Origin of the sequence: Salibacterium aidingense DSM 18341, from assembly GCF_000429685.1 — a bacterium.
GTDB classification, from domain to species: Bacteria; Bacillota; Bacilli; order Bacillales; family Marinococcaceae; genus Salibacterium; species Salibacterium aidingense.
The window spans coordinates 22,753-39,213 of the sequence record NZ_AUCI01000008.1; the positions used below are offsets into that span (position 1 = coordinate 22,753).

A 16,461-nucleotide genomic window follows, 5' to 3' on the forward strand; every position below is an offset into this window, starting at 1 on the left:
GACCAGGACAGTCTTCTTTTTTCAGCAGCAAGCAGGTAAAGGAAAGGGGGCGCTGCTGCATGAGATCCATTATAGGAAGAAACGTGTATCAGGGCAGGAAGGCCCCTGTGATGCAAACATGAATCAATACATACAGCAGCCGGTTTCCGTGGTGAAAGGGATTGGAGAAGAAAAACAGACCGACCTGCAGCAGCTCGGCCTGTATACAATTCTCGACATGTTCCAACACTTTCCCTATCGGTATGAGAATCATGAAGTCCAGCCGATTGAACAGCTGCGCCATGAGGACCGGGTAACGATAGCGGGAGTAATCCACTCGGAACCGGCTGTTCGTTATTACGGCAAGAAAAAATCAAGAATGACGGTTCGAGTGATGGTCGAAAATATTCTTATAACTGCTGTCTTTTTTAACCGTGCTTTTTTAAAAAATAAGATACAGCAGGGACAAACAGTAACTCTTACGGGAAAATGGAACAAATACAAGCTGACGATAACCGTTCAGGATTTTAAAAATGGGGAGCCTGACCCATCTAAGCAGCTGGAACCGGTGTATTCCGTTGGAGGCAATGTTACGATAAAGCAGCTCCGCCGATTTATTCAGCAGGCGTTAGAGGAGTATGGCGTCTGGATAGAAGAACTGCTTCCGGAAACCCTGCTTACTTCCTATAAATTACCCGGACGGCAGCAAGCATTCCAAATGATCCACATGCCGCAGAATAAGGAAGAGTTAAAACATGCCAGACGGAGACTGGTTTTTGAAGAACTGCTGTTATTCCAGCTGAAAATGCAGGTTTTCAGACGGCAGGAACGTTTGTCAGCAGGCGGTACAGCCCACAAATTCAAAAGGGAAGAGGCAGCCTCGTTTATCCATCAGCTTCCCTTTCCCTTGACGGGGGCACAAAAACGGGTGGTGGAAGAAATATGGAATGATATGAGCACCCCCTTGAAAATGAATCGTCTGTTACAAGGAGATGTCGGCTCAGGAAAAACGGTGGTAGCTTCCATTGCAATGTATGCTGCCTATCTGGCCGGGAGGCAGTCTGCTCTTATGGTTCCCACTGAAATACTTGCAGAACAGCATTATGAAGGTCTGCAGGAGTTGTTTCAGCAGACAGATGTCACCCTTACGCTATTAACCGGTTCTGTTAAAGGGAAAAAACGGGAAGAACGCAATGCATGGATTGAAGATGGTACCGTCCATATTGTAATTGGCACCCATGCACTTATTCAGGAAGATGTCCATTTTCAACAGCTTGGACTGGTTATTACAGATGAACAGCACCGCTTCGGTGTTGCACAGAGACGAGCCCTGCGTGATAAAGGATTTGAGCCGGACGTTTTATTTATGACGGCTACACCCATCCCAAGGACCCTCGCTATTTCAGTATTTGGCGATATGGATGTGTCTGCCATTGATGAACTTCCTGCCGGAAGGAAACCGATAAAAACATATTGGGTGAAACATGATATGCTGGAGCGGATCCTGCGTTTTATAGAAAAGGAAATTCAGCAGGGGAGACAGGCTTATGTTATCTGTCCTCTTATTGAAGAATCAGAAGCTCTAGATGTCCAGAATGCCATTGATGTACACCATCAGCTGCAGCAGTTTTTCCTTCACTATCGTGTTGGTTTAATGCATGGACGATTGCAAACAGAAGAAAAAGAGCAGGTAATGGAGGCTTTTTCAAGAAATGAGATACAAATATTAGTTTCCACCACAGTGGTAGAAGTGGGAGTGAATGTACCAAACGCCACTGCTATGCTTATTTATGACGCCGATCGCTTTGGATTGTCCCAGCTCCATCAGCTCCGCGGCCGAGTAGGCAGGGCAGAGCACCAATCTTATTGTATATTGATGGCGGATCCAAAAGGAGAAACCGGACAGGAGCGCATGCGGATAATGCAGGAAACCGAAGACGGTTTTGCTTTATCTGAAAAAGATCTGGAACTTAGAGGGCCGGGAGATTTTTTTGGGAAAAAGCAAAGCGGTCTTCCGGAATTTAAAATAGCAGACGTAGTTCATGATTACAGAGCGTTGGAAACGGCCAGGGGTGACGCAGCCGCCCTGATAAACAGCCGGGCGTTCTGGGAAGAAACTCAGTATGCCGGGTTACGCTCTTATTTAGAGAAGAGCGGGGTTTTAGAAGGAGAAAAACTTGATTAATAGTGCTTGAAAATAACAAAATGGAATTATATACTACTCTTAGTACCTAGTCATAGAAGCGGATGGTGGGAGCAGAGTGAAACGAAATAAGAAAGAACGCCAGCAGCAGTTGAAAGAAAAAATAGAAGAAGATCCTTTCCGAACCGATGAAGCACTGGCAAAGGATTTTCAGGTGAGCGTCCAAACCATTCGGCTTGATCGTCTTGAGTTGTCGATTCCAGAACTGCGGGAGCGGATTAAACATGTGGCAAGAGAGCGGCTGGATGAAGTACAAGCCCTCCCCCTTGAAGAAGTTATCGGGGAAATTATAGACCTGAAACTCGACGAAGAAGCAATTTCGATTTTAGATATAAGCAGGGATCATGTATTTTCCAGAACCGGCATTGCCAGAGGTCATTACTTATTTGCCCAGGCTAATTCGCTTGCTGTAGCTATCATTAATGATGAGCTGGCCTTGACGACAAAAGCTTCTGTGCACTTCAGCAGACAGGTTAAAGAAGGAGAGCGGGTTATCGCCAGAGCTTCTGTCATAAAATCCCGCGGCCATAAAACGTGGGTGGAAGTGACAAGTAATGTTCAGCAGGAACCTGTTTTTCATGGCGAGTTTGTCATGTATCGTTCCCGCCGCTAAATATAAGAAAAAGGAGTCGACGTTCATGAAGATAGTCATCGACGCAATGGGAGGAGATCATTCTCCTAAAGCTCATGTAGCCGGAGCTATGGCTGCAGCACGGTCCTTCGATGATGTTGAAATCGTATTAGTCGGTAATGAAGAAGAAATAGCCGAGCATTTAACGAAAAGAAAAAATATAACTGTGCTTCATACGGAAGACAAAATCGAACCGGAGGACGTTCCCACGAAGGCGGTACGGAGGAAAAAAAACGCCTCCATGGTCCTGTCCCTGCGGGAAGTCAGGGAAGGAAGAGCAGATGCCTGCATCTCCTCCGGAAATACCGGAGCCCTCATGACGGCGGGACTTCTGCATGTAGGCAGGATTGAAGGAATCGAACGGCCGGCTCTGGCTCCTATGCTTCCGACCTTGGACGGAGAAGGGTTTTTATTGCTGGATGTTGGAGCCAATGTCGATTCTAAACCGGGCCATATACTGCAGAATGCCTATATGGGCTCCGCTTATATGGAAATGGTAAAAAAAGTACATCGTCCGAGAGTAGGCCTGGTGAACATCGGCACCGAAGACGGGAAAGGAAATGAATTGTCCAAAGAGGCTTTTGCCATGCTCCAGCAGGCACCGCTGCATTTTGTAGGCAATGTAGAAGCGAGAGATCTCCTGAACGGGGTTTGTGATGTGGCGGTCTGTGATGGTTTTTCAGGAAATTTAATTTTAAAATCAATTGAGGGAACCGCGGGTACGCTTTTCACCCTGCTTAAAAAGGAGCTGACCAGTTCCCTGACTAATAAACTAGCGGCCGGCGTGCTTCGTTCCAGTTTTAAAAACATAAAAGATAAAATGAGTTATTCGCACTACGGCGGGGCGGGGTTGTTTGGATTAAAAGCTCCGGTTATAAAAGCGCACGGTTCTTCCGATCATACCGCAATATTTCACGCTATCCGCCAGGCAAGACAGATGGTGAATGAACAAGTAACAACAATCATGGAAAAGGAAGCAGAAAAACAGGAGGAATCGTAGGATGTCAAAAACAGCTTTCCTTTTTCCGGGACAGGGGTCTCAGCATCCCGGAATGGCAAAAGAGCTCTATGAAAACCACGAAGGAGCAAAAGCTTTAATAGAAGAAGCGGACGACACGCTGGGGTATCCTTTGTCTGGACTCATGTTTGCCGGACCTGAAGAACACCTGAAAAAAACGGAAAATGCCCAGCCTGCTCTTTTGACAGCAAGCATGGCAAGTTTGGAAGTGTTAAAAGAGAAGGGCATACGCCCTGATTATACCGCAGGCCACAGCCTGGGGGAGTATTCAGCTTTAGTGGCAGCGGGAGTGCTTTCCTATCATAATGCCCTTGGTATTGTCCGCAAACGGGGGTTATTTATGGAAGAAGCGGTTCCCTCCGGCGCCGGGGCGATGTCTGCTGTGATGGGACTGGATCGCAATGAACTGGAACGTATTTGTGCCGGCATTTCAGAGGAAGGCGGGATCGTCCAGCTTGCTAATTTAAATGCACCGGGGCAGATCGTCATTTCAGGGGGCAAAGAAGCGGTAGCCAAGGTTGAGGAAGAGGCCCGTGCTCAAGGTGCCAAACGTGTCATTTCTCTGGAAGTAAGCGGCCCTTTCCATTCGAAATTAATGCAGCCCGCCCAGGAGAAGTTGGAAAGCGTACTCGAACCGGTTCCTTTTTCCAAAGCGGCAACCCCTGTATTGTCCAATGTGAATGCTCAGGAGGAGACAGACCCGGATGTTCTGAAAAGGCAGGTCATTCAGCAGGTGACTTCCCCGGTATATTGGGAGGACACGATCCGCCGGCTCCTGGAGCTTGGAGTAACCACTTTTGTAGAAATAGGTCCGGGCAATGTATTAAGTGGACTGGTGCGCAGGGTTCAACGGCGGGGTGTCAGCGTTTTTTCCGCTCAAGATCCGGCATCCATTGAAAAAACGGCCGAAGGCATAAAGTAAGGAGGGAATCCTATGATAAAAGGAAAAACGGCATTGGTTACCGGTGCCTCACGCGGGATAGGCAAGGCAATAGCGCTTGAACTTGCCGGACATGGTGCTAACGTGGCCGTCAACTATGCAGGCAGTGCCCAAAAAGCAGAAGAAGTGGCAGCTGCATGTAAAGATAAAGGAGTCAAAGCATTTTCCGTCAAAGCAGATGTTTCCCGCGAAGAGGACGTAAAAGCCATGATAAAAGAAGTAACAGATCAATTTGGCAGCCTTGATATTATGGTAAACAACGCAGGTATTACGCGTGATAATCTGCTCATGCGGTTAAAAGAAGAGGATTGGGATGCAGTACTAGATACAAACTTAAAAGGTGTTTTTCATTGCGCAAAAGCTGCCTCCCGCCCCATGATGAAACAACGTTCCGGAAAAATTATCAATATCTCCTCTGTGGTGGGAGTGATGGGAAACGCCGGTCAGGCTAATTACTCGGCTGCAAAAGCTGGTGTCCTTGGTTTGACAAAGAGTCTGGCCAGAGAATTTGCGCCGCGCAATATTCAGGTAAATGCGGTGGCTCCCGGTTTTATTGAAACGGATATGACAGAGCAGCTGGAAGGAGAAACACAGGAAAACCTTCTTCAGAACATTCCGCTGGGCAAGCTCGGAGAAGCAGGGGATGTGGCTAAAGCCGTCCGATTTCTGGCTTCTGAGGACTCCGACTATATTACCGGCCAGACTCTTCATGTCGATGGCGGGATGGTCATGCCTTAAACTTCTCTGCGACAGAGATGGCATTTTTCTCTCTTATCTTCTATAATGACGGAGAGAATCAATTTTTTAAAGGAGGTGAAGGAGAATGGCAGATACACTGGAACGTGTAAAAAAAATAGTGGCTGAACGTCTTGGAGTAGAAGAATCGGAGATTACCCGTGAAGCTACATTTAAAGACGATCTGGGTGCTGATTCGCTGGATGTGGTGGAACTCGTGATGGAACTGGAAGACGAGTTTGATCTGGAAATTTCTGACGAAGAAGCTGAAAAAATTGTTAGTATTGCTGATGTAGTAAACTACATAGAGGGTCAGCAATAATAGGATAGGATGATACAAAGCCGTTTCCCGTATGCGGAGAGGGGGGCGGCTTTGTATTCCAACGTTAAAAGTATGAGGTTTGATGAAAAACGGAGGACCTGTTATGGCACAAAGACCGGAGAAAAAACACTCGGCCCGCTCAAAAAAATCAAAGAAATTAGAGTTAACCGAACAACATCGTCAACAGTTATATACCACCCTTCATAATCTGGGGTTAACGTTCGATGATGAAAAATTGCTGATCCAGGCTTTTACACATTCATCCTATGTGAATGAGCATCGTATACGCTCCGTGTATGATAATGAACGACTGGAATTCCTCGGAGATGCCGTATTGGAATTGTCTATATCCCAGCACTTATTTAAACGTTTTTCAACGATGAGCGAAGGGGATATGACGAAACTGCGTGCTGCCATCGTATGCGAGGCGTCGCTTGCCAATCTGGCAGAGGAACTGGAATTTGGAGCTCTTGTTTTCCTTGGCAAAGGAGAAGAGATGACAGGCGGCCGAAAACGTCCCGCTTTATTAGCCGACGTGTTTGAGGCATTTGTAGGCGCCCTTTATCTTGACCAGGGAATGAACGCTGTTTATACGTTTTTAGAGCAGACCATTTATCCAAAAGTGGATGACGGTGCTTTTTCGCATATGATGGATTTTAAAAGCCAGCTGCAGGAGCATTTACAAAAAGACCACCAGGGCACCATTCATTATGAAATCAAAAACGAGATCGGCCCGGCCCACAGCCGCGAATTTATTTCAGCAGTGTATTTAAACGATGAAGTGCTTGGGGAAGGAAACGGAAGGTCCAAAAAAGAAGCGGAGCAGCATGCGGCTCAACAGGCGCTTTCCAAGCTGGAACCAGCTTCTGCAGATCAAAAAGAAGAATAAATAAAGAGTCTAGGACAAAACATTATCAAGGACAAAAAATCCGAACGATTTTTTCCATAAATCGTTCGGATTTTTGTGTGTTGTTCTATCGCTGCGTCAAAATAGGTCGCTTTCCGCGGGCACGGCTCGAATAAAGGAGGATCGGCTAAGAACGGCACATCCTGTGCCGACGCCGATCTGACCCGCATCCTGCGGGCCCTCGGGGAAAAATCCCTTCCTGCGGGGTCTCGAGACTCGTGCGTTTCCCGCAGGAGTCGACCTATTTTGACTCCGCTGAATGGACGTTCTTGTTATATAAACCCTAAGATCGTTTTACCAACTTTTCTTTCGTTTGGCCCAACCTCCCTCTCTATTAAGCCGAGGCCGGCTCCTATCCTTCTGTCCTGGCCTCTTTCCTGTGATAAAGAAAATGGAACCGAGGCAGAAGCGGAAGGCGGTGACTCCGGTCTTTGAAACTAAGAATTTAACCTGGGAAGCCTGCCCAGGTTAAGTTTTTCTTATTTATTTTTTAATTTTCCAAGCTCGGAAACAATAGCATCCATTTCGCTGACACTGACTTTATCCTTATTCTCAATCATTTTATAAATATCTTTCACTTCGTGATAACTATCCAGATCAAAATTACCAGGTTCAAAAGCCGAAGCGTTCACTACCTGCAATTTTTTTCCGATTTCTCCTACCATGAAATTCAGATTATCTTCTGTAGGTTCTTCCAGGCTCACACTTATCCTCCACCTTTTCCATTCGTTGTTACTTTTATTGTATAGGTTGAAGAAAAAAAGAGCAAATACCTTTTCGTCCTGACTTATGCAACTATAGTGATTGTGATAAAATAGGAGAGCGTTCCTTTCCGTGTAAAGGAGGAACCGTGAAGAAGAAACAAGAGGAGGACATGCCTATGTTCCTCAAAAGAATAGAAATAAAAGGTTTTAAATCATTTGCAGAAGAAATGAATATTGAATTTGTCCCAGGCGTAAATGCTGTTGTAGGGCCGAATGGCAGCGGTAAAAGCAATGTATCTGATGGGATCCGCTGGGTTCTTGGGGAACAGTCGGCCCGTTCGCTCCGGGGCGCAAAAATGGAAGATATCATCTTCGCCGGCAGTACGACAAGAAAAGCGCTGAATGCGGCGGAAGTAACCCTGGTACTTGAAAACGAGGACCAGTACTTAGCTCTGGAATATAACGAAGTAAGTGTTACCCGGAAGCTCTACCGCACCGGTGAAAGTGAATACTTAATTAACCGTCAGCCCTGCAGGCGGAAAGATATTGTGGAGCTGTTTATGGATTCCGGAATGGGGAAGGAAGCATTTTCAATTATCGGTCAGGGCAGAGTGGAAGAAGTACTTTCCAGTAAACCGGAAGAACGCCGGGCTATCTTTGAAGAGGCTGCCGGGGTATCGAAATACAAACAGAGAAAAAACCAGGCAGAAAAAAAGTTAACGGAAACCCAGGATAACTTGAACCGGGTGGAGGATATCCTCCACGAACTGGAAGGACAAGTAGAGCCGTTAAAAGAACAGGCTTCGATGGCAAAGGATTACCTGGCTAAAAAAGAAGAACTGGAAGAGAAAGATATTGCCCTGACGGCGGCTGAAATTGAAAGCAAGCATCAAAGGTGGACCGAGCTGCAGGAAAATACAGCCCACCTGGAAGAAGAAAAGAATAAAATAGAGAATAAACTGCAGGAAGAGGAAAAAAAGCTTTCAGCTGCCCAGGAAAAGACAGAAACCATCGATGCTTCCATTAACGAATCGCAGGATAAGCTTGTGAAAATAAGTGAACGGCTCGAAAAGGAAGAGGGGCGCCGGCGTGTGTTAGAAGAGCGCGGGAAAAATGCCGATGAAAAAAAGCAGGAGTGGGAAACTCGGTTAAACGAGATAACCACCAAGGCAGAGCAGTCTAAACAGGCATGGGAAGCCCAAAACAAAAAAGTGGAGGAAAGCAGTGCCCGGCTCAAAGAACTGCAGGGAAAACATGAACAAGCTAAGACCGAATGGGAAAAATATAAACACAGCAGCCGGGATGAGATTGAATCGTTAAAAAGTGAGTATATTGAACGTCTGAATGAACAGGCTGCAATTCGTAACGAAGAAAAATATTTATCAGAACAAAAATCACAGCTCCACCAGAAACATGGATCATTGACGAATGAAAATGAAGTATATGTGGAGGAACGAGAAGAGGCGGAACAGAAGGTTCAGGCTGCTGCCGAGAAAAAAGAGCAGAGCAGGCAGGTATATGAGCAGGAAAAACAGAGCTTTAAGGAAATTCAGAAGAAATGGAACGAACAAAATGAGATTGTAGAACAAAAAGAACAGCAATTGTATGAAGCGTATAGATATTTGGATCAAACCCGTTCCCGTCTCAACGTTCTCGAGGAAATGGAAGCAGACTACTCCGGTTTTTATCAGGGAGTAAAGGAAATATTGAAAGCCAGGGGAAAAGAACTGCAGGGGGTTGTAGGCGCAGTTGCTGAACTTATAGAGGTGCCGAAGAAATATACAACGGCGGTCGAAACAGCTCTCGGCGGTGCGCTGCAGCACGTTGTTACCGAAACAGAAAAAGATGCCAGACAGTCGATTCAACTGTTAAAAAGCCGTCAAAAAGGCAGAGCAACTCTGCTTCCGGCTGACGTGATCCGCCCGCGCCATCTTTCCCGGGAATTCAGAAGTAAACTTGAATCCGCGGAAGGATTTATTACCACCGGAGCAGAAGCAGTAAAGGTGGATGAGGACTATCAACATATTGTCTCCCATCTGCTGGGACAGGTAGTCTTTGCCGATTCGCTGGAAGCAGCCAATAAGATGGCAAAAGTAACCGGATATAAGGTCCGTATTGTAACGCTGGACGGAAACGTTGTTAATCCCGGCGGCTCGATGACAGGAGGGGCGGGAAAACAACAGAAAAACCAGCTTCTTGGCAGGCAGAATGAACTGGAAGAATTAAAGACAAAATATGCTGATATGCAGAAAAAAACAGAAGCCCTCGAACAGCGGGTAAAGCAGCTGAAACAGGAACGGGAAGAATCAGGCTCTCAATTAGAAAAGTGCCGGGAACGCGGAGAAAAAGCCAGAGACGACCTGGAACAGGCTAATGAAGCGTTCACAAAAGCACAGGCTGAGCTTTCCCGTGCCAATTCCCGATTATCCCTGTTTGATAAAGAATCAGCATCGTTAAAAGAAGAAGAAGAACGGTTGAATAACCGCGAAAACGTACTGATGGAGAATAAAGAAAGTGTAGCGGAAAAACTGCAAACGCTTGAAACACAGATTGCCGAAAAAGAAGAAAGAGAAAAAGAACGCGGGGAGATACTGGAAAAACTGAAGGAAGAGGAAACAGAAGTAAAAGTAGAACTTGCTGCGGCGAAAGAATCAGCTTCAAACGATCAGTCTGAAGCAGAACGATTAAAGCAGCAGTATGAAGAAGAAAGAGCGCAAATTGAAAAACTGGAAAAAGACATAGCACTGTTAGAAGAACAGATGTCTTCCATGGACGGCGGAGGAGAAGATATAGAATCCGGTATTGAAGACATCCGTGAGGAAAAAGAGCGCTTGACAGAAGAGATGACAAAGCTCCGCCGGGACAGAGTGGAAGGTTATGAGCAGGCGGAACAATTAAAAGCACACATCCAGCAGCTCACGTTTGACAGGGATGAAAAACAGCAGTCCCATCACGACCAGCAGATTGAAATGAATCGGCTGGATGTCGAATTGGATACGCGGCTGCAGCGCCTTCAGGAAACCTATGAAATCAGTTACGAGCGTGCTAAATCAAACTACGCCTTGATGGAAGACCCGGAAGAAGCAAGAAAGAAGATCAAGTTGATAAAAATGGGAATGGAGGAACTTGGTCACGTTAACCTTGGTGCTATTGATGAATATGAACGGGTGCAGGAGCGTGTTTCTTTCTTGGCCGATCAGAGGGAAGATCTCCTGCAGGCCCAGGCTTCTCTCCATGAAGTGATACAAGAAATGGACGACGAAATGAAGCGGCGGTTTTCCGAAACATTCGAAGCCATCCGTTATCATTTTCAACAGACGTTTTCCGAACTATTCGGAGGCGGGGAAGCAGACCTTCATCTTACAGACCCGGATTATCTTCTTCATACCGGAGTGGATATTATCGCAAGTCCGCCGGGAAAGAAAAGACAGCATTTATCCCTGTTATCAGGGGGAGAAAAAGCACTCACCGCTATTGCCCTGCTATTTTCGATTGTAAAAGAAAAACCAGTACCGTTTTGTGTTTTGGATGAAGTGGAGGCGGCGCTGGATGAGGCCAATGTTGCCAGATTTGCCAGGTATTTGAGGACATTTAGTGAAACCACTCAATTTATCGTGATCAGCCATCGGAAAGCAACGATGGAAGAAGCGGATGTTTTATACGGGATTACGATGGAGGAATCCGGCGTATCAAGAATGGTATCTGTAAAGCTGGAAGAGACAGAGAATTTAATGGAATCCGCCGCACAATAAGAGAGAAGGAGGCAGAATCTGCAGCTGGCAAGGGCTGCAGCATGCGCTATGGGATTTTTTGAAAAACTGAAAAGCAAAATGACAGAACAAACCGATGCCGTGACGGAAAAGTTTAAAGAAGGCTTAACGAAAACGAGAGATTCTTTTGCAGAGCAGATGAATGAACTATTTGCCCAGTACCGCACCGTGGATGAAGAGTTTTTTGAAGAGCTTGAGGAAATATTGATTGGAGCCGATGCCGGCGTTTCCACCGTGATGGAGTTGATCGACGAATTAAAGGAAGAGGCAAAACGCCGTAACATCAAGGATTCCAAAAATATTGCCCCCCTGATAACAGAAATACTCGCGGAAAAACTGGACAAGAGCGGGCAGGACACCGCTCTTAATATTCAGGAAAAGGACATGACGGTGATTTTATTTGTCGGCGTTAACGGAGTTGGCAAAACCACTACGATAGGCAAAATGGCACACTCCTTTAAACAGGAGGGGAAAACGGTGGTGATGGCAGCAGGCGATACGTTTCGTGCCGGTGCGATTGAGCAGCTGGATGTATGGGGAGACCGGGTCGGAGTCGATGTCGTTAAACAGCAGGCCGGCTCGGACCCAGCCGCCGTTATGTATGACGCGATTCAATCTGCCCGTTCTAAAGGTGCCGATGTATTATTGTGTGATACGGCGGGGAGACTTCAAAATAAAGTAAATCTAATGAAAGAGCTGGAAAAAGTGAAACGGGTCATTTCCCGTGAAATACCAGATGCTCCTCATGAAGTACTGCTCGTTCTTGATGCGACAACCGGCCAAAATGCAATGAGCCAGGCGAAAACCTTTCAGGAGGCAACGGAGGTTACCGGCATTGCTTTGACAAAGCTTGATGGCACCGCCAAAGGCGGAATTGTTCTTGCTGTCCGAAATGAATTGGACATCCCTGTCAAACTTGTAGGTCTCGGGGAAGGGATAGACGATATGCAGCCATTTGAGGCCGAACAGTTTGTGTATGGTCTTTTTAAGGAATTAGTCGAAGAACAGGAGAAAGAAAACCTGAATTAGCGTGTTAAGGTATTTCCTTGACAAGAAAGAAAGTCTCTAGTATTCTTACTTTTGTGTAAAGTAATTTGGCTTAACATAAGAGGGTGGCAACCATGCTGGAAAAAACAGTGCGCATGAATGCATTGTTTGATTTTTATCAACCCTTATTAACAGGAAAACAGCAAAAATACCTGGAGCTCTATTTTCTGGATGACTATTCGCTCGGGGAAATCTCCGAAGAATTCGATGTAAGCCGCCAGGCTGTTTATGATAACATTAAAAGGACAGAAGCGATGCTTGAAGAATATGAAGAGAAACTGGGGCTCTACCGCAAATACAAAAGGCGTATCTCTTTCTATCAGGAGCTTCGGCAGACTGCTGAAGAACATGCTTCTCCTTCCCCTGATCTGCTGGAAACGATAGAAGCGCTTGAAAAATTAGAGGAGGAGGGGACGATGTAATGGCTTTTGAAGGTTTGGCAGAAAGACTTCAGGCAACCTTCGATAAGATGAAGGGACGGGGAAAAGTCTCGGAAGCTGATGTGAAGGAAATGATGCGTGAAGTGCGCCTGGCGCTTTTAGAAGCGGACGTTAACTTCAAGGTAGTGAAAAAGTTCGTCAATCGGGTGAAAGAACGCGCTGTCGGGCAGGAAGTCATGAAAAGTTTGACACCCGGGCAGCAGGTTATCAAAGTGGTAAACGAAGAGTTAACCGAATTGATGGGCGGTGAACAAAGTAAAATCGCGGCAGCCCAGAAAGCACCGACTGTTGTTATGCTCGCCGGTTTGCAGGGAGCGGGAAAAACAACGACTGTAGCAAAAGTGGCTAACTACCTGCGTAAGCATCATAACCGGAAACCGCTGCTTGCAGCGGCTGACGTCTACAGGCCGGCTGCGATTGACCAGCTGGAAACCCTGGGGAAACAGCTGAATATGCCGGTTTTTTCTCTTGGAGATCAGACCTCTCCTGTAGATATAGCCAAGGGAGCAGTAGAACAGGCAAAAGAAGAACACTGTGACTATGTGTTGATTGATACCGCAGGCCGGCTTCATATTGATGAAGAACTGATGGGGGAGCTCCAAGAGGTGAAAGAAGCGGTGCAGCCGGATGAAATTCTGCTGGTTGTAGATGCGATGACCGGGCAGGATGCAGTGAACGTAGCGGAAAGTTTTCACGAGCAGCTTGGCGTGACCGGGGCTATTCTCACAAAACTCGACGGAGACACCCGTGGAGGAGCTGCCCTGTCTGTGCGTGAAGTGACCGGCGTTCCGATTAAGTTTGCCGGAGTGGGTGAAAAAATCGCTGAACTGGATGTATTTCACCCCGAGCGGATGGCCTCCCGTATTCTGGGCATGGGAGATATGCTCTCGCTTATTGAAAAAGCTCAGACCAATGTGGATGATGAACGCGCCAAACAGCTGGAGAAGAAAATGCGTTCCGCTGATCTCACGTTTGATGATTTTCTGGAACAGCTTGAACAGGTACGGAACATGGGGCCGCTGGATGAGCTCCTGCAGATGATGCCCGGAGCAAATAAGAAAGCAATGAAAAATATCCAGGTGGATGAAAGCCAGATTGGACGCGTGGAAGCCATTGTCCGCTCGATGACAAAGCATGAAAAGGAAAACCCCTCTATCATGAATGCAAGCAGAAAACGCCGGATTGCGAAAGGCAGCGGCACTACGATTCAGGATGTGAACCGTCTCCTTAAGCAGTTTGAAGATATGAAGAAAATGATGAAGCAGATGACCGGCGGGCAGAAAGGAAAGAAAAAAGGCAAAGGCGGAATGCAGCTGCCTTTTATGCAGTGAAAAGGAAAAACCCTTTACAGGGAAAGCCAGTCCTATTATAATAATTTATTGTGTGAAAATATTTGGAGGTGTCTGTTAATGGCAGTTAAAATTAGACTTAAACGTATGGGAGCAAAAAAATCACCTTTTTATCGTCTTGTAGTGGCTGATTCCCGCGCTCCGCGCGACGGCCGCTTTATTGAAGAGATCGGAACCTACAATCCGCTGAAAGAGCCGGCGGAAGTAAACATTAATGGGGAGAAGGCAGTACAGTGGATGCTTGACGGCGCCCAGCCTTCCGATACGGTCCGGAATCTCTTCTCTAGAGAAGGATTGATGGAAAAGCTTCATAACGCGAAAAACGAACAAAAATAGGTGGTTATCATCTATCCGTTATCCGATAGAAGAAAGGCGGGGATACTGTGAAACAGTTAGTGGAAACCATGGCCCGCTCTCTCGTAGATCATCCGGATCATGTGGACGTGACAGAGCGCCAGCAGGAAAACACCCTCGTCTTAACATTAACGGTTCACGAGAGTGATATGGGAAAAGTAATAGGGAAACAGGGAAGAATAGCAAATGCATTGCGTTCCGTACTGTACGCTTCTGCCTCCCATCATCAACAGCGCGTTCGTTTAGATATTGCAGAATAAAGAGAAATGGCGGGGCGAGGATAGTATCCTTGTCCTTTTTCTTCCTTGTCTGTCATATCATGCGTTCCGAAACCGAGGTGAATCATGCGTATAATAAAAAAAGTAGCAGTGAAGCATGTTTTAACAGAGCGTATGAGAGAGAAGATGAAATCGGACTTCCTTCAGGATCAGAAGCGGCTGGAAAAAGAGATGGAACAGCTTCGTTTTCAAATGCAGAAACAGATGAAAACAGAGGATACCGCCCGGCGGAAAACGGAAGTAAGGGAGCGGTTCCATCATGAAATTGATAAAAGAAAAGAGAAAATCAAAAGTTCTGATTTTCAAATTACCCAGCTCGACCAACTCCCCCAGGGAACAGAAATTGCTTCCGGGGAGGTAGAAGCAATAGAAGATGTGAGGGAAGGAGATCCGTGGCCCTCTGTCAAACAGGAAATTGTGGTGAAGGACGGGACCATAATAAAGATTAGAGAGAACAGATCGGATGATGATCATGGAATGGTTTAACGTTGGAAAAATTGTGAATACACACGGCGTTCGTGGAGAGATGAAAGTTCTTTCAGTGACAGATTTTGAAGAAGAACGTTTTGCTGCAGGAGAAACACTGTATTTGGTTATGGAGAATGCCGCTCAGGAACCGATGCCTGTTACCGTCCGTCATTGCCGCCGCCATAAACAGTTCATCCTTGTATCCGTGGAGGAAATATCTTCAATAGAAGAAGCGGAAAAATGGAAAAATGCCCTGATTCAAATTCCGGAAACCCAGCTTGGGGAACTGGAGGAAGATGAATATTACTACCATGAAATTATCGGATGCGCGGTCTATTCAGAAGCAGGAGAACCACTCGGGGAAGTGAAGGAAGTTCTGAGTCCCGGTGCTAATGATGTCTGGGTGGTCGATCCGGCGCAGGGCGAAAACGATATATTAGTGCCTTATATTGACGATATCGTGAAGCAGGTAAACGTAAAAGAAAAAATCATTGTGATTCATGTCATGGAAGGACTGCTGTCATGATACGGATGGATTTTTTAACGCTTTTTCCCGAGATGTTTCCCGGAGTGCTGCAATCCTCGATGCTGAAGCAGGCCGAAGAGAAAGAGGCAGTTTCCTATTTTGTCCATAATATCAGGGACTTTTCGGAAAATAAGCATCGAAAAACAGATGACTATCCTTATGGCGGCGGAGCCGGTATGGTATTAACGCCGCAGCCGGTATTTGATGCAGCTGCCTATGCAGATCAACAGGCTGCTGCATCGTCAAGAATTATTCTGCTGTCTCCGCAGGGACAACCGTTCACCCAGAATGACGCGGAGGAACTAGCCGGGGAAGATCAGCTTATTTTGATCTGCGGCCATTATGAAGGATATGATGAGCGGATCCGTTCCTATTTGGCTACCGACGAATTCTCTATTGGGGATTTTGTCATGACAGGGGGAGAACTGGGGGCAATGGTTATCGCAGATAGTGTGACCCGATTGCTTCCGGGAGTGCTCGGCAACACGGAATCCGCAGAAAAAGACTCCTTCTCTGATGGACTGCTCGAGCACCCCCACTACACCAGACCCGCTGATTTCAGAGGCTGGAAAGTACCGGAGGTCTTATTGTCCGGACATCATGAAAATATTGCCGCATGGCGCAGAGAACAGGCATGGAAACGCACAAGAGAACGGCGGCCCGATTTACTGGCTCCATCTGTTTCCTCTGACCCATGGAAAGAAAATGATAAAAACCGTTGAACACAGGGCTTCGGTATGGTACGATTTACGTTGTGGTGAAAGCCGCTTACTACGATGTTCCGCTGCAG

The 16,461-nt window shown here is 46.5% G+C and carries 17 protein-coding genes; 16 read left to right on the forward strand and 1 reads right to left on the reverse strand.

Translation table 11 applies throughout. From position 1 onward, the window contains the following. The first annotated feature begins 118 nt into the window (after positions 1–118). The 7 genes from recG (at position 119) to rnc (ending at position 6,717) form a co-directional block, all read left to right on the forward strand. Positions 119–2,164, forward strand: coding sequence for an ATP-dependent DNA helicase RecG (gene recG / locus G475_RS0109095; RefSeq protein WP_026701023.1), 2,046 nt, complete (start codon positions 119–121; stop codon positions 2,162–2,164). A gap of 76 nt (positions 2,165–2,240) precedes the next feature. Then, positions 2,241–2,795 carry a transcription factor FapR gene (gene fapR / locus G475_RS0109100; RefSeq protein ID WP_026701024.1) on the forward strand — a complete coding sequence of 185 codons (555 nt, stop codon included), beginning with the start codon at positions 2,241–2,243 and terminating at the stop codon, positions 2,793–2,795. A gap of 25 nt (positions 2,796–2,820) precedes the next feature. After that, positions 2,821–3,813 (forward strand): phosphate acyltransferase PlsX, encoded by a 993-nt coding sequence (plsX, locus tag G475_RS0109105; protein WP_026701025.1) that lies wholly within the window; start codon positions 2,821–2,823, stop codon positions 3,811–3,813. Position 3,814: 1 nt separating this feature from the next. After that, positions 3,815–4,753 carry an ACP S-malonyltransferase gene (gene fabD, locus G475_RS0109110; RefSeq protein ID WP_026701026.1) on the forward strand — a complete coding sequence of 313 codons (939 nt, stop codon included), beginning with the start codon at positions 3,815–3,817 and terminating at the stop codon, positions 4,751–4,753. A 12-nt stretch (positions 4,754–4,765) separates the two neighbouring features. Next, complete coding sequence (gene fabG / locus G475_RS0109115) at positions 4,766–5,509, forward strand: 3-oxoacyl-[acyl-carrier-protein] reductase (RefSeq protein WP_026701027.1); 744 nt, start codon at positions 4,766–4,768, stop codon at positions 5,507–5,509. Positions 5,510–5,594: 85 nt separating this feature from the next. Then, positions 5,595–5,828 carry an acyl carrier protein gene (acpP, locus tag G475_RS0109120; RefSeq protein WP_026701028.1) on the forward strand — a complete coding sequence of 78 codons (234 nt, stop codon included), beginning with the start codon at positions 5,595–5,597 and terminating at the stop codon, positions 5,826–5,828. Between the two features lie 103 nt (positions 5,829–5,931). Continuing rightward, on the forward strand, positions 5,932–6,717 hold the full coding sequence (gene rnc, locus G475_RS0109125; protein WP_026701029.1) for a ribonuclease III: 786 nt from the start codon (positions 5,932–5,934) through the stop codon (positions 6,715–6,717). Positions 6,718–7,214: 497 nt separating this feature from the next. Here rnc and G475_RS0109135 read toward each other — a convergent pair whose 3' ends face one another. Then, positions 7,215–7,439, reverse strand: coding sequence for a DUF1128 domain-containing protein (locus G475_RS0109135; RefSeq protein WP_026701031.1), 225 nt, complete (start codon positions 7,437–7,439; stop codon positions 7,215–7,217). A gap of 176 nt (positions 7,440–7,615) precedes the next feature. On the opposite strand from G475_RS0109135, the gene smc reads away from it, so the two are divergent. From smc to trmD, 9 genes are all read left to right on the forward strand, one after another. Next, positions 7,616–11,191, forward strand: coding sequence for a chromosome segregation protein SMC (gene smc / locus G475_RS0109140; RefSeq protein WP_026701032.1), 3,576 nt, complete (start codon positions 7,616–7,618; stop codon positions 11,189–11,191). Between the two features lie 48 nt (positions 11,192–11,239). Next, positions 11,240–12,238 (forward strand): signal recognition particle-docking protein FtsY, encoded by a 999-nt coding sequence (ftsY, locus tag G475_RS0109145; protein ID WP_026701033.1) that lies wholly within the window; start codon positions 11,240–11,242, stop codon positions 12,236–12,238. A gap of 92 nt (positions 12,239–12,330) precedes the next feature. Beyond that, positions 12,331–12,678 (forward strand): putative DNA-binding protein, encoded by a 348-nt coding sequence (locus G475_RS0109150; RefSeq protein ID WP_026701034.1) that lies wholly within the window; start codon positions 12,331–12,333, stop codon positions 12,676–12,678. Then, complete coding sequence (ffh, locus tag G475_RS0109155; RefSeq protein ID WP_026701035.1) at positions 12,678–14,027, forward strand: signal recognition particle protein; 1,350 nt, start codon at positions 12,678–12,680, stop codon at positions 14,025–14,027. Before G475_RS0109150 ends, ffh begins: the two co-directional genes overlap by 1 nt. A gap of 78 nt (positions 14,028–14,105) precedes the next feature. Beyond that, positions 14,106–14,381, forward strand: coding sequence for a 30S ribosomal protein S16 (rpsP, locus tag G475_RS0109160; protein ID WP_026701036.1), 276 nt, complete (start codon positions 14,106–14,108; stop codon positions 14,379–14,381). Positions 14,382–14,428: 47 nt separating this feature from the next. Further along, positions 14,429–14,659 (forward strand): KH domain-containing protein, encoded by a 231-nt coding sequence (locus tag G475_RS0109165; protein WP_026701037.1) that lies wholly within the window; start codon positions 14,429–14,431, stop codon positions 14,657–14,659. Positions 14,660–14,743: 84 nt separating this feature from the next. Beyond that, positions 14,744–15,163: a YlqD family protein gene (locus G475_RS0109170; RefSeq protein ID WP_026701038.1), complete on the forward strand. Its 420-nt coding sequence runs from the start codon at positions 14,744–14,746 to the stop codon at positions 15,161–15,163. Next, positions 15,144–15,671: a ribosome maturation factor RimM gene (gene rimM / locus G475_RS0109175; protein ID WP_035710800.1), complete on the forward strand. Its 528-nt coding sequence runs from the start codon at positions 15,144–15,146 to the stop codon at positions 15,669–15,671. The genes G475_RS0109170 and rimM overlap by 20 nt, the downstream gene beginning before the upstream one ends. Beyond that, positions 15,671–16,393: a tRNA (guanosine(37)-N1)-methyltransferase TrmD gene (gene trmD, locus G475_RS0109180; RefSeq protein ID WP_026701040.1), complete on the forward strand. Its 723-nt coding sequence runs from the start codon at positions 15,671–15,673 to the stop codon at positions 16,391–16,393. Before rimM ends, trmD begins: the two co-directional genes overlap by 1 nt. The last annotated feature ends 68 nt before the right edge of the window (positions 16,394–16,461 follow it).